Source organism: Affinirhizobium lemnae (genome assembly GCF_022968395.1).
Taxonomy (GTDB): domain Bacteria; phylum Pseudomonadota; class Alphaproteobacteria; order Rhizobiales; family Rhizobiaceae; genus Neorhizobium; species Neorhizobium lemnae.
The window spans coordinates 109,209-130,759 of the sequence record NZ_JALJQZ010000012.1; the positions used below are offsets into that span (position 1 = coordinate 109,209).

Annotated in this window: 21 protein-coding genes and 1 pseudogene; 9 read left to right on the forward strand and 13 right to left on the reverse strand. The window is 59.6% G+C overall.

The window, feature by feature from the left end; all coding sequences use genetic code 11:
* Positions 1–26: 26 nt before the first annotated feature.
* On the forward strand, positions 27–1,862 hold the full coding sequence (locus MUU53_RS10360; RefSeq protein ID WP_247260836.1) for a methyl-accepting chemotaxis protein: 1,836 nt from the start codon (positions 27–29) through the stop codon (positions 1,860–1,862).
* A gap of 55 nt (positions 1,863–1,917) precedes the next feature.
* Here MUU53_RS10360 and MUU53_RS10365 read toward each other — a convergent pair whose 3' ends face one another.
* The 8 genes from MUU53_RS10365 to MUU53_RS10390 form a co-directional block, all read right to left on the reverse strand.
* A complete protein-coding gene (locus MUU53_RS10365) occupies positions 1,918–2,406 on the reverse strand; it encodes a 2-thiouracil desulfurase family protein (protein ID WP_247260837.1) in 489 nt (162 codons plus the stop codon).
* 6 nt (positions 2,407–2,412) lie between these two features.
* Positions 2,413–4,803, reverse strand: coding sequence for a glycine--tRNA ligase subunit beta (glyS, locus tag MUU53_RS10370; protein WP_247260838.1), 2,391 nt, complete (start codon positions 4,801–4,803; stop codon positions 2,413–2,415).
* Positions 4,796–4,924, reverse strand: a complete 129-nt coding sequence (locus MUU53_RS23225; protein ID WP_281435079.1) for a hypothetical protein — start codon at positions 4,922–4,924, stop codon at positions 4,796–4,798. Before MUU53_RS23225 ends, glyS begins: the two co-directional genes overlap by 8 nt.
* Positions 4,917–5,045 carry a hypothetical protein gene (locus MUU53_RS23230; protein WP_281435079.1) on the reverse strand — a complete coding sequence of 43 codons (129 nt, stop codon included), beginning with the start codon at positions 5,043–5,045 and terminating at the stop codon, positions 4,917–4,919. The genes MUU53_RS23225 and MUU53_RS23230 overlap by 8 nt, the downstream gene beginning before the upstream one ends.
* A gap of 126 nt (positions 5,046–5,171) precedes the next feature.
* On the reverse strand, positions 5,172–7,121 hold the full coding sequence (locus MUU53_RS10375) for a DUF2207 domain-containing protein (RefSeq protein WP_247260839.1): 1,950 nt from the start codon (positions 7,119–7,121) through the stop codon (positions 5,172–5,174).
* A gap of 6 nt (positions 7,122–7,127) precedes the next feature.
* Positions 7,128–8,384 (reverse strand): 3-phosphoshikimate 1-carboxyvinyltransferase, encoded by a 1,257-nt coding sequence (locus tag MUU53_RS10380; protein ID WP_247260840.1) that lies wholly within the window; start codon positions 8,382–8,384, stop codon positions 7,128–7,130.
* A 62-nt stretch (positions 8,385–8,446) separates the two neighbouring features.
* Positions 8,447–8,998 carry a LemA family protein gene (locus MUU53_RS10385; protein ID WP_247260841.1) on the reverse strand — a complete coding sequence of 184 codons (552 nt, stop codon included), beginning with the start codon at positions 8,996–8,998 and terminating at the stop codon, positions 8,447–8,449.
* A 102-nt stretch (positions 8,999–9,100) separates the two neighbouring features.
* A complete protein-coding gene (locus tag MUU53_RS10390) occupies positions 9,101–10,066 on the reverse strand; it encodes a glycine--tRNA ligase subunit alpha (RefSeq protein ID WP_247260860.1) in 966 nt (321 codons plus the stop codon).
* Between the two features lie 235 nt (positions 10,067–10,301).
* Between MUU53_RS10390 and MUU53_RS10395 the strand changes: the two genes are divergently transcribed.
* Both MUU53_RS10395 and MUU53_RS10400 read left to right on the forward strand, forming a co-directional pair.
* Complete coding sequence (locus MUU53_RS10395) at positions 10,302–10,706, forward strand: thioredoxin family protein (RefSeq protein ID WP_247260842.1); 405 nt, start codon at positions 10,302–10,304, stop codon at positions 10,704–10,706.
* A gap of 3 nt (positions 10,707–10,709) precedes the next feature.
* Entirely contained in the window at positions 10,710–11,429 is a 720-nt protein-coding gene (locus MUU53_RS10400; RefSeq protein WP_247260843.1) for a cytochrome c biogenesis CcdA family protein, read from the forward strand.
* Between the two features lie 44 nt (positions 11,430–11,473).
* Here the strand turns inward: MUU53_RS10400 and MUU53_RS10405 are convergent, their stop codons facing one another.
* The 4 genes from MUU53_RS10405 to MUU53_RS10420 form a co-directional block, all read right to left on the reverse strand.
* A complete protein-coding gene (locus tag MUU53_RS10405; RefSeq protein ID WP_247260844.1) occupies positions 11,474–11,668 on the reverse strand; it encodes a hypothetical protein in 195 nt (64 codons plus the stop codon).
* 134 nt (positions 11,669–11,802) lie between these two features.
* Positions 11,803–12,675, reverse strand: a complete 873-nt coding sequence (locus tag MUU53_RS10410) for a S49 family peptidase (RefSeq protein WP_247260845.1) — start codon at positions 12,673–12,675, stop codon at positions 11,803–11,805.
* Positions 12,676–12,772: 97 nt separating this feature from the next.
* The gene (locus MUU53_RS10415; protein ID WP_247260846.1) at positions 12,773–13,543 is read right to left on the reverse strand and encodes a tRNA1(Val) (adenine(37)-N6)-methyltransferase; all 771 of its coding nucleotides are present in this window, start codon (positions 13,541–13,543) and stop codon (positions 12,773–12,775) included.
* Complete coding sequence (locus tag MUU53_RS10420) at positions 13,540–13,767, reverse strand: putative signal transducing protein (protein ID WP_062553082.1); 228 nt, start codon at positions 13,765–13,767, stop codon at positions 13,540–13,542. The genes MUU53_RS10415 and MUU53_RS10420 overlap by 4 nt, the downstream gene beginning before the upstream one ends.
* Before the next feature lie 104 nt (positions 13,768–13,871).
* Here MUU53_RS10420 and MUU53_RS10425 point away from each other — a divergent pair, with 104 nt between their 5' ends.
* From MUU53_RS10425 to moaB, 4 genes and pseudogenes are all read left to right on the forward strand, one after another.
* A complete protein-coding gene (locus MUU53_RS10425) occupies positions 13,872–14,888 on the forward strand; it encodes a polyprenyl synthetase family protein (RefSeq protein ID WP_247260847.1) in 1,017 nt (338 codons plus the stop codon).
* 180 nt (positions 14,889–15,068) lie between these two features.
* Positions 15,069–16,889, forward strand: a pseudogene (locus MUU53_RS10430) (tetratricopeptide repeat protein); the annotation flags it as partial.
* Positions 16,890–17,101: 212 nt separating this feature from the next.
* The gene (locus tag MUU53_RS10435; protein WP_247260849.1) at positions 17,102–17,968 is read left to right on the forward strand and encodes a 4-(cytidine 5'-diphospho)-2-C-methyl-D-erythritol kinase; all 867 of its coding nucleotides are present in this window, start codon (positions 17,102–17,104) and stop codon (positions 17,966–17,968) included.
* Positions 17,965–18,516, forward strand: coding sequence for a molybdenum cofactor biosynthesis protein B (gene moaB / locus MUU53_RS10440; protein WP_247260850.1), 552 nt, complete (start codon positions 17,965–17,967; stop codon positions 18,514–18,516). Before MUU53_RS10435 ends, moaB begins: the two co-directional genes overlap by 4 nt.
* 20 nt (positions 18,517–18,536) lie before the next feature.
* Here the strand turns inward: moaB and MUU53_RS10445 are convergent, their stop codons facing one another.
* Positions 18,537–19,052: a glycosyl transferase gene (locus tag MUU53_RS10445; RefSeq protein ID WP_247260851.1), complete on the reverse strand. Its 516-nt coding sequence runs from the start codon at positions 19,050–19,052 to the stop codon at positions 18,537–18,539.
* Positions 19,053–19,182: 130 nt separating this feature from the next.
* Between MUU53_RS10445 and MUU53_RS10450 the strand changes: the two genes are divergently transcribed.
* Both MUU53_RS10450 and MUU53_RS10455 read left to right on the forward strand, forming a co-directional pair.
* Entirely contained in the window at positions 19,183–20,340 is a 1,158-nt protein-coding gene (locus tag MUU53_RS10450; RefSeq protein ID WP_247260852.1) for a PA0069 family radical SAM protein, read from the forward strand.
* Positions 20,341–20,670: 330 nt separating this feature from the next.
* Positions 20,671–21,378, forward strand: a complete 708-nt coding sequence (locus tag MUU53_RS10455) for a ribonuclease HII (RefSeq protein WP_247260853.1) — start codon at positions 20,671–20,673, stop codon at positions 21,376–21,378.
* The last annotated feature ends 173 nt before the right edge of the window (positions 21,379–21,551 follow it).

Sequence of the window (21,551 nt, forward strand, 5' to 3'; positions counted from 1 at the left end):
TCGAGATCGAATAGGCGGTCGTCAGAATGAAAAACATGCGCATATCACTTCAGCTTTTCATGCTCGTTGGAGCCATGATGGCAGTCTTCGCGGCCATTACCTATTTCCAGCTCCAGTCATCCACAAAAGCCATTTACCGTGAGCGCTACGAAATGCTGCGCACGCAGGTGGAGACGGCCATTTCAGTACTCAAGGATTTCGACGACCGTGCCAAGAAGGGTGAGTTCAATCAGGAGGAAGCGCAAAAGCGCGCTTATGGCCTTCTGAACACAATGAAGTTCGACCCGGATGGCTATTTCTTTGCCTATGACTACGATGTCGTCATGATGTTTCATCCGAACCAGAAACTGGTCGGGACATCCGGCAAGGGCAAGGGAGATTCGACTGGCTTCCTGTATCGCGACGAACTGGTAAAGCTCGGTCGTGCCGGTGGCGGGTATGTGGAATTTCTCGGTCCGAAGCCCGGCAAGGACCCGAACGACTACAGCTATCCAAAGGCCTCCTACGGCAAGGCCTTCGAGCCCTGGAAAATTGTTGTCGTGACGGGCCTTTACACGGACGATCTTAAGGCAGAAGTCCGCGAGAACATCATCAAGACCGCCGGTGGTTCTCTTGCACTGTTCCTGGCCGCTCTCGCGGGCGCTTATGTCGTGATCCGCGGGATCACGCGCCCATTGAGCGCCATCCACGACACGCTCGGTGCTGTCGCCAATGAAAATACCTCCATGCCGGTTCCGCATACCGACATGAACAATGAAATCGGCAAGATGGCCCTTGCGACCGAGGCGCTTCAGCAGAAAGTGCGCGAGCGCCATGCCATGGCGGCACGCCAGCAGGAGCAGGAAGCGCAGATCGAGGAGCAACGCGTCCGGGCCGAGGAGGCGCAGCGCCGCGAGGCCACCGAACAGGCTCATGTGGTCTCAACCATAGGAAGCGCGCTCGAGCAATTGGCTAAGGGCGACCTGACCGTTCGTTGTGCCGATCTTGGCGGGAAATACGAAGGTCTTCGCCATAACTTCAACGATGCGCTTTCGCATCTCGAGCAGGCCATGTCTCGCGTCAGCCTGAAGGGTAACGATATCGGCGTGTCCAAGGAAGAAATCCGTCGTGCTTCTAGCGAGCTGGCGCAGAGGACAGAGCGTCAGGCCGCCAATCTCGAGGAAACGTCAGCAGCCTTGGACGAGTTGACCGTGGCCGTTCGCCAGACCGCCGATGGCGCCAAGGAAGCGGCTCAACGCGTGAAGACGATCAGCGGCGAAGCCCGCCAGAGCGACTCCATCGTCGAGCAGGCCATCACGGCCATGAGCGGCATCGAGCAGTCTTCTGCCGAAATCACCAAGATCATTGGCGTGATCGACGAAATTGCCTTCCAGACCAACCTGCTGGCCCTCAACGCAGGTGTTGAGGCAGCACGCGCAGGCGAAAGTGGCAAGGGTTTTGCGGTCGTTGCGCAGGAAGTTCGCGAACTCGCCCAGCGTTCCGCAGCAGCGGCCAAGGAGATCAAGGACCAGATTTCGCGGTCCGGCGGCCAGGTGGAGCACGGCGTTCAGCTGGTCTCGCAGGCCGGCGAAGCTCTGAAGCGGATTTCGGCGCAGATCGAGGCCGCGAACGACGTGGTATCCAAGATTGCGCACAGCGCGCAGGAGCAGGATACGACCTTGCGCTCCATCTCCTCTGCGCTCAACCAGCTGGATACGGCCACGCAGCAGAATGCTGCCATGGCTGAGGAGACGACCGCATCCGCCGAGGTTCTCGCCAACGATACCGGCGATCTTCTCGATCTCATCCGCGGCTTCCGCACGGCTGACGCACGCGGCAATGGCCTGCAGGACATGGCAAACCGCATGCGCCGCGCCGGCTGACAAGCTTTGATCCGAATGATGGCAGACGCCGGTCGCAAGGCCGGCGTTTTGCGTTTTAGAACAGGTTTGCAGCCAGATCTTCGATTTGAGCAGGCGCGTAGACGGCAATACCCTCGGAGCGCAGAAGCGCTGCCGTGACGCCATTGCCTGCGTGTTTCACGCCGTTAAAGTTCCCGTCATAGATTGCCAACGAGCCGCAGGATGGACTGCCGTCTATCAAGAGGGCGTGGAGACAGCCGTTGTCGCGGGCATGCTTGAGCGCGCGCCCTGCGCCGTCGATGAATGCGGCCGTGACATCGCCACCGGTCAGTTCCAGAACGCGGGCACGACCCGCCAGAACATCCTCGCCGTTCAGGCCGTCTTCGATTTCTGCAGGCGGGCGCGGCACACTCATGCCGCCCGCAAGTTCAGGACAGAAAGCAACAAGGCGCCCCTCCCTTTTCCACTGTTCGATGAGTGAATGGAGGAGCGGCTTGCCTTTGCCGTCATAACGGACCGGCTGGCCGAGGAGGCAGGCACTGATGAGGATCCTGCCTGCCGCCATTCTGGATCAACCGCTGATCTTGGAGAAGTCCGCAACCGTTCCTGTCGCCTCGCGAATGGCCTTCAACAGGGCGAGGCGGTTGGCGCGGATGGCTGGGTCTTCGTCATTGACGAGCACCGCTTCGAAGAAGGTATCGACGGGACCGCGCAGCCTGGACAGTGCTTCCATGGCAGAACGGAAGTCTTCCGACTTGACCGCCGCTGCCGCCTCGCTGGTTGCAGATGTGATAGCCGCATGGAGCGCCTGTTCAGCATCGAGCTTCAAGAGGTCTGGAGAGACTGCATCGGCAACGACGGTTCCCTTCTTCTCTTCCGCCGCCAGCAATTGCGTCGCACGCTTGGTGCCAGCCAGCAGGTTCTTGCCGTCTTCCGAGGTGATGAAGGCGGTGAGTGCTTCAGCGCGGCGAGCAACCAGCAGAAGATCATCGGCGTCCGGCGTCAGCACGGCATCGATGATATCGTGACGCGCACCCATGTCGCGCAGATAGACCTTCAGTCGGTCGTGGAAGAAGGAGAGAAGGTCATAAATTATCGCCTCAACAGGAAGAAACCTAGTAAATCTGTCCTTATTCATTATATCAAAAGAAGCGTCCATATCTATTTCGCCGGACAGCATAGATTTTTTGTTTATGTACCAGAAAGCATCCGTGTCTGCCGGATCCTTTGTCATTAAACTATGAGGATATAGACGAAAACTTCCGGTGTTTGTTCTGAAATACAGCGCGCTCGAAGAGGTGAACCGATCAAAATATGCTTGGTAGCTCTTAGAAAGAGCAAAATTGATACTAAGCCGCACCTTACGCTCCAGCATGATGCGCACGACGCCGAGAGCGGCGCGACGAAGGGCGTAAGGATCCTTGGAGCCGGTCGGCTTTTCATCGATGGCCCAGAAACCGACGAGCGTATCGAGCTTGTCTGCAAGCGCGACAGCAATTGCCACCTTGTCTTCCGGCACACGGTCCGACGGGCCCTGCGGCTTGTAATGGTCTTCGATGGCGGCGGCAACGGACGCATTTTCGCCCTGGAGAACAGCATATTTGCGGCCCATCAGGCCCTGAAGTTCAGGGAACTCGCCCACGGCTTCAGTGCGCAGATCAGCTTTTGCCAGAACAACGGCGCGATCCACCAGCTTTTCATCCGCACCGACAACGCCCGCAATCTGCTTTGCCAGCGCCCGGATGCGCTCCACGCGCTGCCCTTGCGTGCCGAGCTTGGCGTGGAAGGTGACGTTCAGCGCATCGAGCTTGGCCATGCGCTGGTCGAGCGGCTTGGAAAGATCGAGGCCGAATTTGTCCTTAGAAGCCTTCAGGGTTTCGAGATCCGGCAGGTTGCCCTGGTCTCGCGTCCAGAAATGCTTGGCATCTGACAAACGCGCGCGCACGACCTTGCCATTGCCGTGGATGATTTCCTTGCCGCCATCCTTCGCCTCGATATTCGAGATGAGGATGAAGTGGTTGGAGAGACCTTCGGTTGCACCCTGCGGACGAGTGACGAAACATTTCTGGTTTGTCTTGATCGTCAGGCGGATGATCTCCGCGGGGATCTGGAGGTATTCTTCCTCGAACGCGCCCATCAGCACATGCGGCCATTCGACGAGGCCAGACACTTCTTCCAGAAGCCCCTCGTCTTCCACCAGTTCGAGACCGTTGGCAAAGGTCAGATCCTTCGCGTCATGCAGGATTACATCCTTTCGGCGCTCTGCATCCAGCATGACCTTCGCTTTTTCGAGGCTCGCCACGTAATCGTCGAAGCGGCGAACAGTAATCGCCTCTGGCGCATGGAAGCGGTGACCATAGGTGATGTTGGAGGCCGTGATGCCGTCGACTTCGAACGGAATGATCTGCGTTTCGTCGTGTTCAGGCCCGAACATGCAGAGGATGGATTGCAGCGGGCGCACCCAGCGCAGGCTTTCGGAACCCTTGCCGTCAATGCCGTTGAACCGCATGCCCTTGGGCGCGGAGGCGGCACCGGAGCGCATGCTCTTCGGCCAGGGAAAGGAGCGGATGATGCCGGGCATGACATCGCCAATGATCTCTTCCGCCGCACGACCGGGCCTGGAAATCACCGCCACGTAGAAATCGCCCTTCTTCGGGTCCGAAGCGACCTGCGCCTCTTCCACGGAGCCAAGACCTGCCTTGCGCAGGAAGCCCTGGATGGCCTGTTCCGGCGCCTTGGTGGATGGACCCTTGATCTCTTCCCGCTGGTCGGCGGAACGGGCCGTCAGACCACGGATATCCAACGTCAGGCGGCGCGGCGTCCAGTACTCGCGCGCTCCCTCATAGGTCAAACCGGCTTCCACCAGCGCATCGGTCACGAGCTTCTTCAGATCGCCCGCAGCCTTGCGCTGCATGCGGGCAGGAATTTCCTCGGAGCGGAGTTCGAGCAGAAGATCAGGCATTGTTCAGTTCCTTGGCCCGCATGCGTTTTGCCTGTTTGCACGTCCTCGCACCTGCGGCGCTACGGGCGTGCGGCTGGGCAGGAATTTCCTCGGAGCGGAGTTCGAGCAGAAGATCAGGCATTGTTCAGTTCCTTGGCCCGCATGCGTTTTGCCTGTTTGCACGTCCTCGCACCTGCGGCGCTACGGGCGTGCGGCTGGGCAGGAATTTCCTCGGAGCGGAGTTCGAGCAGAAGATCAGGCATTGTTCAGTTCCTTGAGCCGCAGGGGCTTGTCTATTCTATCGGCTGGCAGTGTGTTGCGCGGGACTTAGCAAGGCAGCGTGGAATTGTCATCTACGGGGTGGCGCAAAAAAGGAGTTTGGACCAGAGCTACCAGCCGCCGCCGCCACCACCACCGCCGCCGCCACCGGACGAGCCGCCGCTGGAAAATCCGGACGACGACGAGGAGACGGGCTGCGGGATGGTGGATGCAATGGTCGACGCCATGGAGGAGGAAAAGCCGCCGATGCTTTCTCCAAACGAGCCGAAGCTGTCGCCGCTATACCAGCCGGGGTGATAGCTCGCCGCCGCGGCACCGGCTGCCGCTGTGGCAAGCCAGGTCTCGAACGTACGGCTCCAGGGTTTTTCCACTCCCAGCGCAACGGCATAGGGAAGAAGCGTCTCGAAGTGGCGCGGGGACATTTCCGGCGCCTCGACCATGTTCATGCGATCCCGTTCGGCCAGCGTGAGATAGGTCTTCAACCCATCCACTTCGTCCATCAGTCTGGCGCCAAGCGGTGTCGGCGCGCCCATCAGGAAAAAGAAGACGGCATTGATCAGCGTGATGCCGCCAACCACGGCGATAACGGGCCAATCCGAATGATCCAGCGCTTCCAGCGCCGCGACGAGGATGCCGCCTGCGGCGATAAGACCGATGAAGCCGAAGACTCCGAACATCAGGACGCCGCCGATGCGCGCGATCACACTGCGTTTGCGGAACATGGAGCGACCAGCTTTCAGCGCGAAGCCACCCCAGACAACACCAAACACCACGGACGGCACCAGGAATCCGATGCTATCGGGGTCGAAATCGCCGAAGAACAGGAGGATAGCGAGAGCCAGGATGCTGAGGAGAACACCGCCGACGATATAGCCGACATTGCCCTTGTAGTAACGACCGCGATGCTCTTTCTCGATGGCATTGCGGAAGAGCTTGGCGATCGACTGCACTTTCGTGCCATTGGCCTTGTCGATGGTGAAAGCTTCGCCCTTCGCGCCCAGCTGCTGCAGCAGGATGGCCTGTCCGGCGGGCAGACTGGATGGAGCGGCTTTGCCCGTTCGCCGCACGACGATGCTGCTCTTCAGATCCTCCAGGACGACATAGCCACCCACGGCGAGATCAATGAAGCTGGCCGACAGCGCATCCCAGCCTTCGCCGGAAAATCCTTTATTATCGACATAGTTCACCAGCGCGGGAGACAGACCCTCCGGTGGATACCAGCGTGGCACCACGACGCCGCGCGGCGGGTCACGCCCCACGCGACGCCAGAACCAGAAATAATAGGCGGCGACGACGAGAAGGCCCGTGCCGCCGATGATGTAGTTGATATTGTCACGCCAGAACCAGCCGCGCTGCTGCGCATCGCTGGGCGGCATGATCGAGCCCTTGGGCATGGCGATGGCAATCGTCAGGCCTTCATTCGGGCTGAGAGGACGCACTGTGACAAACCCGGGAGCCGTATCGCTGCCGGTGCGACGGGCATCCTTGCCGGTTGCGCCTTCGGCACCCGTGAAGAAGGTGGTGTTCAGCGCCTTTACACCCGGCGGCAGCTGAACCACGGCGGAGGCCTGATCGATGCGGAACATCCATCCGTTGCCGGTGACGTTCCAGTAGAACTCGTCGAAGCTTTCCTGATAGCGGATCTGCCGATCGGTGCGGTAGGTCAGTTCGTAGGTATGCAGGCCGCGATCGAGTTGCGTCTCGGGCGAACCCAGATAGATGCGCACACCGCCGGAAACGCCCTCCGTGCGCCAGTTTTCAGGACGGCCGTCGCGCGTAACGGTCAGAACTTCGAAGCCCACTTTCTGCCGCTTGCCCTTGGCATCCACCATGTAGAGCGGAAAATCGCGGAAGATACCGCGGCGGATGTCCTTGCCTTCCGCATTGACGGTGATGATCTCCGTCACGGTCACATCGCCTTCACGGCTGAGCTGGATCTCCGAACGGTAGGCCGCGATGTATTCCGCCGCACGCGCTGCGCCCGGGATGCCAAGCGCCACTGCCTGCAGCAATGCCAGCAGCAGGAACAGGCGGGAAATCGGCAGGCAGGCGCGCTTCATTCCGGATCAACCCCGATCCAGAGCGACGCCGAGCGACGACAGCGCATCCCAGTAGTGCGGATAGGTTTTCGCCACGCAGCCCGGATCAAGGATGGTGATGCCGTTGATCTTGAGACCCGCAAGTGCAAAGCTCATGGCAATGCGGTGGTCGGCAAAGGTGTCGATACTGGCGGGAAGCGTCTGACCGGCGAGGGCTGGGTCGGAGGCGACGACGAGATCATCCCCTTCCTCAGTCGCAAGCCCCTGACGGATATTGTTCAGACCCGTCGAGAGCGCACGAATGCGGTCGCATTCCTTCACGCGCAGATTGGCAATGCCGACAAAACGCACTGGTGTCTTGTTGAAAGCTGCCAGAACCGCAATCGTCGGGATGGCATCCTGCATCTGGCTGCCATCGATGACGGCGGGCATATGCGGGAAAGCCGAAATGACATCATAGGCCTTGGCATCCGGCTGGGTGAAATCAGTCGCCGGTGTGCCGATATCGATTGAACCACCCGTCAAAACTTCCGCGCCCCAGAGATAGGTCGCGGCAGAGGCATCCGGCTCGATATGGAAGTCGGTCGCCGTGTAGCCGGTCGGCTCGATCCGCCAGACTGACGGGGACGGTTGCTCGACCTTCGCACCGAAGGCGCGCATGGCAGACAGCGTGAGATCGATATAGCCGCGCGCGCCGATATCAGCACCGGCCAGCTCGATCTCGAAAGGTTCGGCGGCAATGGCAGCCGCCATCAACAAAGCCGACACATACTGGCTGGAGAGGCCGGCATCGATCACAACGCGGTTCTTCTCGAAGCGGCCAGTTGCATCGATCGTCACCGGCGGGCATCCCGTCGGCGCTTCCACGGCAACGCCCAGGGAGCGCAGTGCATCGACCAGTGGCTGGATCGGGCGCTTGCGCATGTGCTGGTCGCCGTCGACCACGAAGCGCCCCTGGCCTAAAGCCACGGCCGCCGTGAGAAAACGCGTTGCTGTGCCTGCATTGCCAAGGAAGAGCGGCTCTGACGACGGGTTGAGCTTGCCGGAGCTGGTGACCACGAAGGTCGTTGCATCCGGCTCATCAACTGTCACACCCATGGCGCGCAGAGCTTCTGCCATATACCGCGTGTCATCGCTTTTCAGCGCCCCGGTCAAACGGCTCGTGCCCTTGGCAAGACCGGCCAGCAGCAAAGCGCGGTTGGTGATGGATTTGGAACCGGGTGGCGCCACATGCCCCTTCAGGGGATGGTCAGGCGGGAGAATGGTCAGTTGATCGGCACTCATTATACTCTCACAAGCGCTTGTCATGCGCCCTTTTTTCATGGATTTCGAAGACGGCCCGGCCGCTAGAACTTGACCGTCGGAACAGCGCGATCCGCTTCGTTGGCAATTTCGAAATAGGGCTTCTTGGCAAAGCCGAACTGGCCCGCAATGAGATTGGACGGGAAGCTTTCCACCTTGACGTTCAGGTCACGCGCAGCACCATTGTAATAGCGCCGGGACATCTGGATCTCGTTCTCAACGGTTTCCAGCGAGCGCTGAAGTTCCACAAAGTTCTCGTTGGCCTTGAGATCAGGATAGGCTTCGGCAAGCGCAATCACCCGGCCAAGCGCCTGGCCCAGAAGACCTTCGGCAACGGCACGGCCTGCCACATCGCCCGATGGCACGGCTTGCGCCTTGTTGCGCAGTTCGACCACGGCTTCCAGCGTAGAGCGCTCGTGCGATGCGTAGCCTTTGACGGTCTCGATGAGATTTGGGATGAGGTCGGCGCGACGCTTCAGCTGTACATCAATGCCGGACCAGGCCTCTTTCGCCATCTGACGGGATTTCACCAGCCCGTTATAGACGAAGACGACATAGAGGGCGATGGCCGCGAGTGCGGCTAAGGCGACATACATGAAAGGCTCCCCGGCGTGATCAGCGCGCGAACCCTAATCGTTTCGCGCGCTCCTGTCATCGGGTTTCTCAGCCGAGCGGGCGGGGTATCGGTATTCGCCCGATCAGGCCGCAGCACCGAGATTGGCGCCGCCAGCATCGGTCAGCAGGAAGGCTTCGCCGCAGGCCTTGGCCAGCGTGCGCACGCGCAAGATATAACTCTGGCGTTCGGTGACCGAAATCACGCCACGCGCATCCAGAAGGTTAAAGACGTGGGACGCCTTGATGCACTGATCATAGGCCGGAAAGACGCACTTATGTAGTATCCCCGTCGCGCCTCCGGCGCTCCCCGCCTCTTGTGCAGCCGCTTCGCCTTGCAGACGGCCCGCTTCCAGCAGCGCCTGGCACTCTTTTTCCGCATCGATGAAATGGCGATGCAGCATTTCGGTATTGGCGAATTCGAAATTGTGGCGGGAATATTCCTGCTCTGCCTGCAGGAAGACGTCGCCATAGGAAATCTTTTCCTCGCCTTCGCGACCGTTGAAGTTCAGATCGTAAACATTGTCCACGCCCTGCACATACATGGCCAGACGCTCCAGACCGTAGGTCAGCTCACCGGCGACCGGCGAGCATTCGATACCGCAGACCTGCTGGAAATAGGTGAACTGCGAGACTTCCATGCCATCGCACCAGCATTCCCAGCCAAGACCCCAGGCGCCGAGCGTCGGGCTTTCCCAGTCGTCTTCCACGAAGCGGATGTCGTGAAGCAGGGGATCGAGGCCGATCGCCGCCAGCGAACCGAGGTAAAGCTCCTGCAGGTTCGACGGGTTCGGCTTCAAAATGACCTGATACTGGTAGTAATGCTGCAAGCGATTGGGGTTCTCGCCATAGCGGCCATCGGAGGGACGACGCGAGGGCTGCACATAGGCCGCCTTCCAGGGCTTGGGGCCAAGCGCACGCAGGGTCGTTGCCGGATGGAACGTACCAGCACCCACTTCCATGTCATAGGGTTGCAGGACGGCGCATCCCTTGTCTGCCCAATAGTTGTGAAGCGTCAGGATCAGCGCCTGGAAAGAGCGCTTCGGGTCCATATGCGGAGCAAGGGTCGTGGTCATGGGATTGTGTCCGGAGCCAGTATACGTGATTTTTGCCCGTCTGGTGCCACGGGAGGGCGTGAGGGTCAAGCCTACGAGGGCCATCAAGGTCAAAGGCAAAGACGCCGGGTGCGGCACGCAAACTTTTTCGTGAAGCCGTAACAATGCGTCATGTCCCAACGTAACATGGGCATGGCTGCAAGAAAGCTCAGCCGAAACCGAGGAGACATTCATGAGATTTTCATCCACCGTGGCGGCCCTGATCGGCGCTGCCGCTCTTTCACTGACCGCAAGCCTGCCTGCGAGCGCCGCCGAAATCCGGGCCTTCGAACAGAAAGCCTTTACTGCTGCACAGACTGCGGGCAAGCCAATCGTGGTGGATATTACAGCCAGCTGGTGCCCAACCTGCGCCAAGCAGAAGCCGATCATCCAGTCGCTTGCCGACAGCGACAAGTTCAAGGACATGACCATTTTCACGGTCGACTTCGACAGGCAGAAAGATGTCGTGCGCGCTCTCGGTGCGACCCAGCAGTCGACGCTGATTGCCTATCGCGGTACGAAAGAGACCCGCCGCTCGATAGGTGATACCAAGGCTTCCTCGATCGAGCAGCTGTTCCAGTCAGCCAAGACGAATTGACCCATGCTGACGGGCATCACCTTTGCAGGCCTTGCCGGTATCCTGTCCGTTTTGTCGCCCTGCGTGCTGCCGCTGGTGCCGATCGTTCTGGCGAGCGCGGCCAATCGTCACCGGCTTGGGCCCCTGGCGCTTGCCGCAGGACTGGCCGTTTCCTTCGTCGTTGTCGGGCTGTTCGTAGCGCTGGTCGGCTTTGGACTGGGGCTTGATTTTGGCCTGTTCCGCTCGGCAGGCGCCATCATCATGATCCTCATAGGCGCAGTAATGGTGATGCCGGCCCTTCAGGCCCGCCTTGCACTGGCGGCGGGACCTGTGGGCAGCTGGACCGAAAAGCGCTTCGGCGGCTTCGATGAAAGCGGCTGGCAAGGGCAGTTCGGTGTCGGCCTCTTGCTTGGCACCGTCTGGAGCCCGTGCATTGGCCCAACGCTCGGGGCCGCATCCCTCATGGCCGCACGCGGCGAAAACCTTGGTCAGGTCATCGTTACGATGCTGGCATTCGGCATCGGCGCTGCTCTGCCGCTTCTCGTTCTCGGCACCGTTTCGCGCGACCTCTTCAGCCGCACCCGGGACCGCATGCTGCGCGCTGGACGATGGCTGAAAGCGATCCTTGGCATCATGCTGATTGTCATCGGGTCGCTGATCCTGACCGGAATGGACAAAAGGCTGGAGACGAAACTCATCGAAGCATCGCCAGCCTGGCTGACGGATCTGACGACCCGCTTCTGATTCACCCGAATAAACTTTGGTGAAAAAAGCGGGCAGTCGTGCGCCTATTCCTCATCCTCGCGCTTGACGCGATACTCGCCCGTCACCGGATCCTTCACCAGAGTGCCGATGGCACCCGTCTGGCGCTCCTTTTCCCTGGCGCGCCGCAGCCGCGCCAGCTTCTCCGCATCGTTGACAAACTTCCGATACAGCAGCCAGCCTCCGCCGATGAGAATGGCAAGAAACAGGATCTGCGGCATGGGTGACAAGTCCTCGAATCGCGAATGGCGGGCCTAGAGCGTCGGACACTAATCGGAAACGGCCCGCCGCTCTAGATTCTTTGTTGACGCATCGGTTGAGCGAAAAACCGGATGCCACTTTTTCGCCCGATGCTTTAGAGCCCGTAACGGCTCCACAATGCCCGTTCTTCAAGGGTGCTCGCAAGCCCCTCTGCCGCACCGGATGCGATTTCCGCTCCTGCATTGCCGATACCAAGCGAGGCGATGCCCGGCAGGCGACGGCCAAGAAGGCCACGTGCCGAACCCACCAGTTCCAGCCGCGTCTTCGGCCCGAAGCGGCGCTTCAATACGTCGCGGATTTCGCCAATGCCATCGACAAGACCAAGCTCGACGCCGCGCTGCCCCGTCCAGAAAAGGCCGGAGAAAATGGTCTCGTCATCGGCAAGCCGTTCTCCACGACGGGATTTGACCATGTCGATGAAGACCTTGTGGATTTCGAGCTGGAGGGATTTCAGATATTCGATATCGCTCTCTTTTTCCGGCTGGAACGGATCGAGGATGACTTTGTTTTCGCCAGCCGTATAGACTCGGCGCTCCACGCCGATCTTGCGCAGGAGTTCCGGAAAGCCGAAACCGCCGGACACGACACCAATCGACCCGACAATGGATGTCGGATCGACAAAGATCTCATCGCCTGCGAGCGCGATCATATAGCCGCCGGAGGCTGCGACATCCTCCACGAACATGAGGACGCGCTTGTTCTTTTCTTCAGCAAGCGCGCGGATGCGCTGGTAGATGAGCCGCGATTGCACCGGAGAGCCCCCCGGCGAATTGATGGATATGGCGACGACGGGCGCATCCTTTTTCGCAAAGGCCCGCTCCAGCATCTGGGCCGTATTGGCAAGGTTCAGCGTGGGACGAAACTGGCTGCCGCCGGTCATGATCGCGCCCTGCAGGCGGACAACGGGAATGGCTATGCCTTCCTTGCGGAACCGCTTCGGTAGAATGCGCGTCAAAAGGCCTGCCATGTCATCTCCTTGGAATGGTGTTCATCCGTCATGTATGCAACGGAATGGCGGGCGCAATGGTTGGTTCCCGTAAATTCCACGTCATTGGCCAGATCGCTCAGCGGCCCTTGCGCCGGTAGGCCTTGCGGCCATTGTTGAGGCCATCGACTTCGGCCGCGAAGGCATGGCCCTCTTCTCCATGCATGAACAGCGGAGAACGCCAGACAAGACGCGATTTCGATCCCTTGATCCCCGTGACAAGAAGACGAATGGCATCCTCGCCGGGTCGCGGATGGATGGCCGTCAGTTCCAGCCCGCCAAAGCGTTTTCCACAGGCGGCGATGATGGCCGCTACGGATGATGGCCGCGCGATGAGCGAAAGCTGGCCGCCCGGAATCATGATCGCGTTTGCGGTACGAAGCCAGCTTTCGAAGAGATCTTCAGTCATGGCATGCGCTTCGGCCTTGAGGGCATTTGGTGCCCGGCGGTCCCGCGCATCGTTGAAGGGCGGGTTCATGATGACATGATGGAAATGATCATCCGGCAAGCCCGCCTCTACGCGCGCCTTTCCGCGAAGCGTCACATCCGCTTCGATGACAGTGAGACGGGAGCCAAGCGCCCGGTTTTGTTCGATCGCCGTATTGCGACGCGCATAATCGGCCATTTCCGGCGAACGCTCGACCAGTACGACTTCGGCATTCGGTAATCGGGCTGCGACGGCAAATCCGGCAGCGCCGGCCCCCGCACCCAGGTCTGCCACTCGCACAGGACGCTCGTCATCCACCAGCGAGGCCAGGACCATGGCATCCATGCCCGCGCGGTGCGCCCCCTGCGCCGGTTGCAACAAGTAGAATGCGCCGCGATGGAAGGCGTCGAGCGTATCGTTCATTTCTCGGTCCGCAGTTCCGATCCGAGGCCCGCATCCACCAGCAAAAGCCGCGCCTCGCCTGCCCGCTCGCTTTCCACCAGAAGGCGACGGGGGAGGAGGCCAAGGGAACCTTCCAGCACGCTCATCGATTGATCAGCGACAAGAGAGTGAATTCCTGCATCGTTCAGCAGGCTGGTGGCAAAGGACAGGACCACAGGATCATTGGTGCGGATCAGTTCTTTCATGCGTCAAACGATCTCGATTCCGGGTTATTATAACATTTGGCTCTTGCCGGTTGTTGCGCCCCTTTCTATTGTCCGCCGCAAGATTTGAACAGGAGGCCATTTCATTGGGCGTCGTTATTCCGCTCGAAGAGGGCAAAAACAAGCAGGCATCCGTCAAGCCGCTGGTCGATCTGACCAGACTGGATATGGATCGGGTCAACCAGCTGATCCTGTCGAAGGCCGGATCCGATGTGCAGATGATTCCGGAAGTGGCAAACCACCTGATTTCTTCCGGTGGCAAGCGTCTGCGCCCCATGCTGACGCTCGCGGCCGCGCAGATGTTCGGCTACGAGGGCGACGGTCATATCAAGCTCGCCACAAGCGTGGAATTCATGCACACCGCAACGCTGCTGCATGACGATGTGGTGGACGAAAGCGATCTGCGGCGGGGCAAATCCACCGCGCGCATGATCTGGGGTAACCAGGCGAGCGTTCTCGTTGGTGACTTCCTGCTGGGGCAGGCCTTCAAGATGATGGTCGAGACCGGCTCCATGGACGCGCTGGATGTTCTGGCCTCCGCTGCCGCCGTGATCGCGGAAGGCGAAGTGCTTCAGCTTTCCGTTGCCAAGAACATGGAAACGACGGAAGACGATTATCTCTCTGTCATCCGCGCCAAGACCGCAGCCCTTTTCGCCGCCGCTGCCGAAGTTGGCCCCATCATTGCTGGAAACGACAAAAGCGCCCGTTCGGCTCTTCGCTCTTATGGCATGAATTTAGGCCTTGCCTTCCAGCTGGTGGACGATGCGCTGGACTATGGGGGCAAGGCGGCCGACCTTGGCAAGAACGTCGGCGATGATTTCCGCGAAGGAAAGATCACGCTGCCGGTGATCCTGTCCTATCGCCGTGGCACGCCTGAAGACCGCGCCTTCTGGAAGACCGCGATCGAAGATGGGCAGAGCAGCGACGAAAACCTTCAGCAGGCGCTGGGCCTGATCGGCAAATACAGCGGGCTCACAGACACGATAGCACGCGCCAAACATTATGGTGCAATCGCACGCGACGCTTTGTCGCCACTGCCCGCATCGGCTCACAAGGCTGCCCTTATGGAAGTGATCGATTTCTGCATCGAACGGGTCAACTGAGACCCGACCTTCAAGGCGCTGCCTGGTTTGGGGCCACGCATTTCACAGGCGGCGTGAACAATGGCCGCCTTCGAGATTCTTGCGAAGCTGCTTCAAAAAAGCCATTCTATTATGAATCATCGATCGAAGATTCCCGGTGGCCCGACGGCCGCCTCCCAGTTCTTCTTGAAAGGCACTTTCATGCGGCAGAAATTCGTCCTTCGTCTGCTTTCCGGCGTGGCTTTTGCCTCTGCCCTTCTGGCAGCGACGGTCGTTCCACGCCTTGCCATGGCGCAGGACAACCCGGTCGCAGAGGCCGTGGAGTTCACGCCCGACAAGGTCAACACGTTTTCCGGCGCATTTCTGGCGGCAAGAACGGCGGATGTCGATCACGATTACGCGACTGCAATCGCGCTCTACCAGAAGGCCCTGAACTTCGAACCAGCCAATCTCGACATTCGCGAACGCCTGATGGTGTCCTTGCTGATGAACGGGCAGTTCGACGAGAGCCTCAAGCATGTCGAAGCCCTGAAGGGTGACGACGCTGTTGAGCGTATCACGACAATCGTTCGTGGACTGGAGGCAATCCGCAAAGGTTCTTACGCCGATGCGGAAAAGATCCTCACCTACAAGGGCGGCAATGATCTCGACCGATTGACTCACGCCCTGCTGATCGGCTGGGCCAAGGTGGGTGCCGGCAAGGGTGCAGAGGCTATCAAGCAGATCAAGGCGCTAAAGGGGCCGGACTGGTTCAAGGTCTTCACGCAGTATCATCTGGGCGCCATGGCGCTGGTGGCTGGCGATACTGCCACAGCCCGCACCAACCTCAGCGCAGCCATCACCAGCCAGGAAGCGGTTGCGACGACGCCGGATACATTCATGCGATCAGTCATGGCGCTGGCACGCCTTGAGGCAGCACAAGGCAACAAGCAGAAGGCGCTTGATGCGATCTCTGTTGCTGAACGGTTGATGCTGAACTATGCGCCTCTGAAGGCGCTTCGCCAGAGCATCGAGAAGGGTGAAAAGCCGGAGCAGCAGGTCACCGATGCGACGCAGGGTGCCTCCGCCGTTCTCTTTTCCATCGGCAGTGCGTTGAACCGTCAGGGTGCCGAAGAAATGGTGTCGCTCTACCTGCAGATCTCGCATGCGCTTGATCCGAAGAGTGCCGATACGTTGATTCTGCTGGGTGGTATTGCCGAGAAGCTGGAGCAGCCGAAACAGGCGATTGAACTCTATGGTCGTGTTCCGCAAGACTCCCCCATGCGGCGCATTTCCGAGCTGCAATTGGGCCTGACGCTGGCGCAAACAGGCGATGTAGACGGTGCGAAGGAACACCTGAAGAAGCTCATCGAATCTGATCCGACCGACATTCGCAGCTACATTGCTTACGGCAGCGTTCTTTCAGACGCCAAGGATTTTGCCGAAATGGCAAAGACTTATGACAAGGCGGTGGAAGTGGTGGGGCCAGCCCCTCGGCCCAGCGACTGGTCGGTGTTTTTCCAGCGAGGCATCGCCTATGAGCGTCTGAAGGAATGGGACAAGGCCGAGCCAAACTTCCGCAAGGCGCTCGAATTGAACCCTGACCAGCCGCAGGTTCTCAACTACCTGGGTTACTCCTGGGTTGATATGAACCGCAACCTGGAAGAAGGTCTGAACATGATCCGCAGGGCCGTCGATCTGCGGCCAGATGACGGTTACATCGTGGATTCACTCGGTTGGGCATATTATCGCCTCGGCCGTTACGACGATGCGGTGACCGAGCTTGAGCGTGCCGTGCAGTTACGGGCTGGCGATGCCACGATCAACGACCATCTGGGCGATGCCTACTGGCGCGTTGGGCGGCAGCTGGAAGCGAAGTACCAGTGGCAGCGTGCCCTGACCATGAAGCCGGAGATGACGGAAATCCCGAAAATCGAGCAAAAGATCCGGGAGGGTCTTGCCGATGCCGGTCCGCCACCGGTGCAGACGGCCATGGCGTCTCCGGCAGCGACTGCACCTGCTGCTCCCCCGGCCACTCCCCCGGGCGCAGCACAACCCAATGCCCCGGTCACGGCCGATTACATCGTCAGCGAAGGCGATACGCTGTCCAAGATTGCGATAGATCGGCTGGGCGACAAGGAACGTGCGCGCGAGATTCTGGAGATGAACCCGGAACTCAAGCGTAATCCCAACCGGCTGTTTCCGGGCCAATTGATCAAGATTCCGGCCAAATCCAATTGAGCCAAACCGGAATAGTGATCGAGGCAGCGCGGGCGAAGATCAACCTCGCGCTGCATGTGACCGGTCAGCGGGCAGATGGCTACCATCTTCTCGACAGTCTTGTGACGTTCGCAGACTTCGGCGACGAGCTCGCCCTTCGCCCATCTGCCCAAGACCGGTTCGAGATCACTGGGCGGTTTGCAGAAACCCTGTCGGCTGATGCGGATAATCTCGTGACGCGGGCGCGGGATGGCTTGCGGGCCCTTGCCGAAGAACTTGGATACGAGACGTGTCCGGTCGACATCACGCTCACGAAGAGCCTGCCGCTCTCCTCCGGAATAGGTGGTGGTTCCGCAGATGCAGCGGCAACCTTGCGCGGCCTGATGCGGTTGTGGAAGCTGGATGTGCCGCGAGACCGGTTGGCAGAGCTTTGCCTGTCGCTGGGAGCGGACGTGCCGATGTGCCTTGCGTCCAGCCCTTTGATCGCGCGTGGAATCGGCGAGGACATAGAACCCCTAGCCACCCTTCCCTCCTTCTTCATCCTGCTGGTCAATCCGCTCAAGCCCGTTTCAACGCCCCAGATATTCCGATTGCTGACATCGAAGACTAACGGGCCGGTTCATCCCTTCGATCCGGCGCAAGCGGACTGGCTGGATTATCTGGGCTGCCTCAGAAACGATCTTCAGGAGCCTGCGCAGAGGCTGCTTGCGGACATAGGTGAGTGCCTTCAGCAGCTTGAGGAGAGCGGCGCGGAGGTCTGTCGCATGTCTGGATCGGGCGCCACGTGTTTCGGCCTCTACCGCGACGAAATGACTCTGGAACGTGCAGCCTTGACGCTCGAGCAGGCCAAGCCGCAGTGGTATGTCAGAGCGGGCCGAACTTTGGAAGGAAATGCACCATGAGCCGTATCGATGAGAGCCGTCCCTTCATTCCGGTCGGTATTGCCGTGCTGACCGTTTCCGACACGCGGCGGCTCGACAATGACAAATCCGGCGACACGCTGGTGCAGCGCATTCTGGAAGCGGGGCACGAACTCGTTGCCAGGGCAATCGTTGCCGATGACAAGGAGCAGATCTACGAGCAGGTTCGGAACTGGACGCTGGCCGAGGAAATCGACGTGGTGATCACCACCGGCGGCACAGGCTTTACCGGTCGGGATGTAACGCCGGAAGCCCTGGAACCGCTGTTCGAAAAGCGCATGGATGGCTTTTCAGAAGTGTTTCACCGCATATCCTACGACAAGATCGGAACATCGACGATCCAGTCCCGTGCCACCGGTGGCGTTGCCAATGCGACCTTCGTTTTCGTGTTGCCCGGCTCGCCGGGCGCCTGCAAGGATGCGTGGGACGGGATCCTGAAATGGCAGCTGGACTATCGCCATACGCCCTGCAATTTCGTGGAGATCATGCCACGGCTTGACGAGCACCTGAAGCGCGGCGGCAAGGCGTGATCAGGCTAGGCCAGATTATATTAGCTACGCGCTGCAGCCCAGGCTGGGATCAGTTCTGAGATGAGCGTATGTGGCCGGTGCCCCTCAACGAGATCGGCAAGCCGCGTAGCGCGAGCACCTTTGGCTGAAGCCACACTTTTCTGAATAAGAAGACCCTGCGCGAGCGGCGGATCCTTGCTGAACAACCGCTGCATCAGCGGCCTCCGGTAATTCCTTGATGCGGTGAAGCGTGCGGGATGCCGTGTGAGCGAAATATGCTCGGCGACTTCATCGATCCAGCCAATTTGAGGGCGCGCTCCCGGCTCAAGCAGCAGGAGCCACTCGCCACGCACCTCCTGCAGCACGTTCTTCAGATCCCACTGCGTATAGAACTTGCACCCCGCGGCATCCGCAACACGCGCGGACGCATCGGTAGAACCATGATCGAGCACCGCGACATCGCTGACCAGACCTTCCACAGCACCGGCAACCAGAACAGACAAAGTCTGCGCCAGCTCGGATTCCTGATCATGGCATTCCATCAAGACAGTCAGCATTCATGACCCTTATCGCATCGGCCTGAAAATTGCCATCAACAAAGGCGGCAGATTTTGTTCTTGCAATGTTCTCATTTTAACGATACGAATTTGAGGACGCCAGCGTTGAACATCTGGCTGGGAGTTATCCATGAACGAGCTGTCTCAACTGCGGCAGGACGCTTTCGCGCCTGCTCATACGGCTGATATTGCCGACGCTCTGGTCCAGTCGTCTGGACTTCGCGTCGAGACGGACCGTCGGCGCGGACGGGGTGCCGGCTTGAACCCGAGCGGCCGGTTCGAAGACCAGCGGCGCGAGCAGTTCGATGATGGTTGGCAGTCGCTGGAAGAACTCGAACCTTTCAAGACCGAAGTCCAGATCGAGAAGCCGAAAACAGCGATCACACGCAACGACTCACCCGATATTCCATTCGATCGATCGGTCAATCCGTATCGCGGCTGCGAACATGGCTGCATTTATTGTTTTGCCAGACCAACCCATAGCTATATGGGGCTTTCGGCAGGGCTGGATTTCGAGGCCAAGCTTTTTGCAAAGCCCGATGCCCCTCGTCTGCTTGAACGAGAGCTGAGTAAGCCCGGATACAAGGTGAAGCCCATCGCGATCGGGACGAACACAGACCCTTATCAACCGATCGAGCGCGAATGGCGCATCATGCGGCAATTGCTGGAAGTGTTGGAAAAAGCCAACCACCCGGTCATGATCGTCACAAAGTCAGCGCTGGTGACGCGGGACATCGACATTCTTGGCAAGATGGCCGCCAAGGGCTTGGCCAAGGTGGCAATCTCCGTCACGACGCTCGACCGCAAACTGGCGCGCCTGATGGAGCCACGGGCCTCGACGCCGTCAAGGCGGCTTGAAGCCGTACGACAGTTGACGGATGCAGGAATACCGACCGGCGTTCTCGCCTCGCCTCTCATTCCGGCGCTGAACGACCATGAGTTGGAACGAATTCTGGACTCTGCACAGGCGGCTGGTGCCGTGTCTGCAAGCTACATTCTTCTGCGTTTGCCGCTCGAGGTCAGCCCGCTCTTCCGCGACTGGCTTTTGAGAAACTATCCGGATCGCTACCGGCATGTGATGTCACTGATAAAATCGATGCGTGGCGGCAAGGACTACGATGCGGAATTTGGCAAGCGCATGAAAGGAGAAGGTCCCTATGCCTGGCAGATCTCGCGGCGTTTCGAAATGGCGACGAAGCGCCTTGGTCTTGCCCGCCGGGGTGTAGCGCTGCGCGACGATCTGTTTGTTCGACCCGATGGCGCGGGGGTTCAACTGTCGCTTCTGTGAGGCTGCGGCACGGAGGTTGGATTTCGGTGAATTCTGCGCCAAGATCCGGGCCAAGATCCGGGCACTGCTGACTTGAAAGCCTGTTCTCCCTGGGTGGCTGCGATGCGCTTCGGCCCTGTGCCGTTGCTGCGATGGGCGATCGTCGGCGATCCGTGCAGCTTACTCATCTTTTGCCATCTCGCTGGGCGCCCCCAGCGAGATGGAAATGGACCGGCGCCGCCCCTGCTGGTCTTGCCCCGTTGGCCTGATCCCCTTGGGCCTGAAGCAGTGCCGCCTCATTTGCTTCGACGGGGCTTGCGGGAAATCGGGTGGGCGTGCGAGTGATGCCGCATGTCACGACGCACGCCCCCCGATTCTCCTCCCGATCTTTTTTCCCTCGAACCGATCGTTCCGGATTTTTCGCTGGAGCTGATGGCGCAAAAAGCAGGTCATTGGCCGGTCGCAGGCACCGACGAAGCTGGACGCGGCCCCCTTGCTGGACCTGTTGTTGCCGCAGCGGTCATCCTCGATCCGGACCACATCCCAGCAGGACTGAATGATTCCAAGCAGTTGACGCTGAAGCAGCGTGAGGCTCTTTTCGTAGAGATCTGTGCCACGGCGCATATTTCAATCGCCTCTTCCGGTCCCCGCCATATCGATGAGAAGAACATCCTTCGCGCCAGCCTTGATGCCATGCGCCGTGCCGTGGACGCCCTGCCCATCAGGGCAGATTATGTCCTGGTCGATGGCCGCGATGTACCGCCAGGGTTAGCCTGTCAGGGCAAGGCTGTCATCCAGGGCGATGCGCGCAGCCTTTCCATTGCCGCCGCTTCGATCATCGCCAAGGTGACAAGAGACCGGATGATGACACGCGCGAGCCAGGTTTATGGCAACTACGGCTTCGCCCAACATGCGGGCTATGGCACGGCCCAGCATAGGCGGTCCATCGAAGAGCACGGGCCATGCCCCCTTCACAGAATGAGCTTCAGACCACTCCGACAAGATCGAGCGGAATGCTCTCTATCGAGCGGTCGGGGAAATGACATGCTTGGGGCTTAAGCGTGTCGCGATCTTTCAGATTCGCTCCTGGCGCTTTATCTTTTTGTTTTAACGCATGTCGTTTGCGCAAAACCGCTGCACACTTTTACTACGACATGCTCTAGGCGGTAGTGACGATTTAGCTATTTGAGCCAGATGGCGATGGCTGCGAGTTTGACGAATCCCATGAAGTT

Bases quoted from the DNA above. Each gene is read 5' to 3' on its own strand.
- MUU53_RS10360 (WP_247260836.1), top strand. From the start codon at position 27: ATGAAAAACATGCGCATATCACTTCAGCTTTTCATGCTCGTTGGAGCC.
- MUU53_RS10365 (WP_247260837.1), bottom strand. From the start codon at position 2,406: ATGGCGGCAGGCAGGATCCTCATCAGTGCCTGCCTCCTCGGCCAGCCG.
- glyS (WP_247260838.1), bottom strand. From the start codon at position 4,803: ATGCCTGATCTTCTGCTCGAACTCCGCTCCGAGGAAATTCCTGCCCGC.
- MUU53_RS23225 (WP_281435079.1), bottom strand. From the start codon at position 4,924: ATGCCTGATCTTCTGCTCGAACTCCGCTCCGAGGAAATTCCTGCCCAG.
- MUU53_RS23230 (WP_281435079.1), bottom strand. From the start codon at position 5,045: ATGCCTGATCTTCTGCTCGAACTCCGCTCCGAGGAAATTCCTGCCCAG.
- MUU53_RS10375 (WP_247260839.1), bottom strand. From the start codon at position 7,121: ATGAAGCGCGCCTGCCTGCCGATTTCCCGCCTGTTCCTGCTGCTGGCA.
- MUU53_RS10380 (WP_247260840.1), bottom strand. From the start codon at position 8,384: ATGAGTGCCGATCAACTGACCATTCTCCCGCCTGACCATCCCCTGAAG.
- MUU53_RS10385 (WP_247260841.1), bottom strand. From the start codon at position 8,998: ATGTATGTCGCCTTAGCCGCACTCGCGGCCATCGCCCTCTATGTCGTC.
- MUU53_RS10390 (WP_247260860.1), bottom strand. From the start codon at position 10,066: ATGGACCCGAAGCGCTCTTTCCAGGCGCTGATCCTGACGCTTCACAAC.
- MUU53_RS10395 (WP_247260842.1), top strand. From the start codon at position 10,302: ATGAGATTTTCATCCACCGTGGCGGCCCTGATCGGCGCTGCCGCTCTT.
- MUU53_RS10400 (WP_247260843.1), top strand. From the start codon at position 10,710: ATGCTGACGGGCATCACCTTTGCAGGCCTTGCCGGTATCCTGTCCGTT.
- MUU53_RS10405 (WP_247260844.1), bottom strand. From the start codon at position 11,668: ATGCCGCAGATCCTGTTTCTTGCCATTCTCATCGGCGGAGGCTGGCTG.
- MUU53_RS10410 (WP_247260845.1), bottom strand. From the start codon at position 12,675: ATGGCAGGCCTTTTGACGCGCATTCTACCGAAGCGGTTCCGCAAGGAA.
- MUU53_RS10415 (WP_247260846.1), bottom strand. From the start codon at position 13,543: ATGAACGATACGCTCGACGCCTTCCATCGCGGCGCATTCTACTTGTTG.
- MUU53_RS10420 (WP_062553082.1), bottom strand. From the start codon at position 13,767: ATGAAAGAACTGATCCGCACCAATGATCCTGTGGTCCTGTCCTTTGCC.
- moaB (WP_247260850.1), top strand. From the start codon at position 17,965: ATGAGCCGTATCGATGAGAGCCGTCCCTTCATTCCGGTCGGTATTGCC.
- MUU53_RS10445 (WP_247260851.1), bottom strand. From the start codon at position 19,052: ATGCTGACTGTCTTGATGGAATGCCATGATCAGGAATCCGAGCTGGCG.
- MUU53_RS10450 (WP_247260852.1), top strand. From the start codon at position 19,183: ATGAACGAGCTGTCTCAACTGCGGCAGGACGCTTTCGCGCCTGCTCAT.
- MUU53_RS10455 (WP_247260853.1), top strand. From the start codon at position 20,671: ATGTCACGACGCACGCCCCCCGATTCTCCTCCCGATCTTTTTTCCCTC.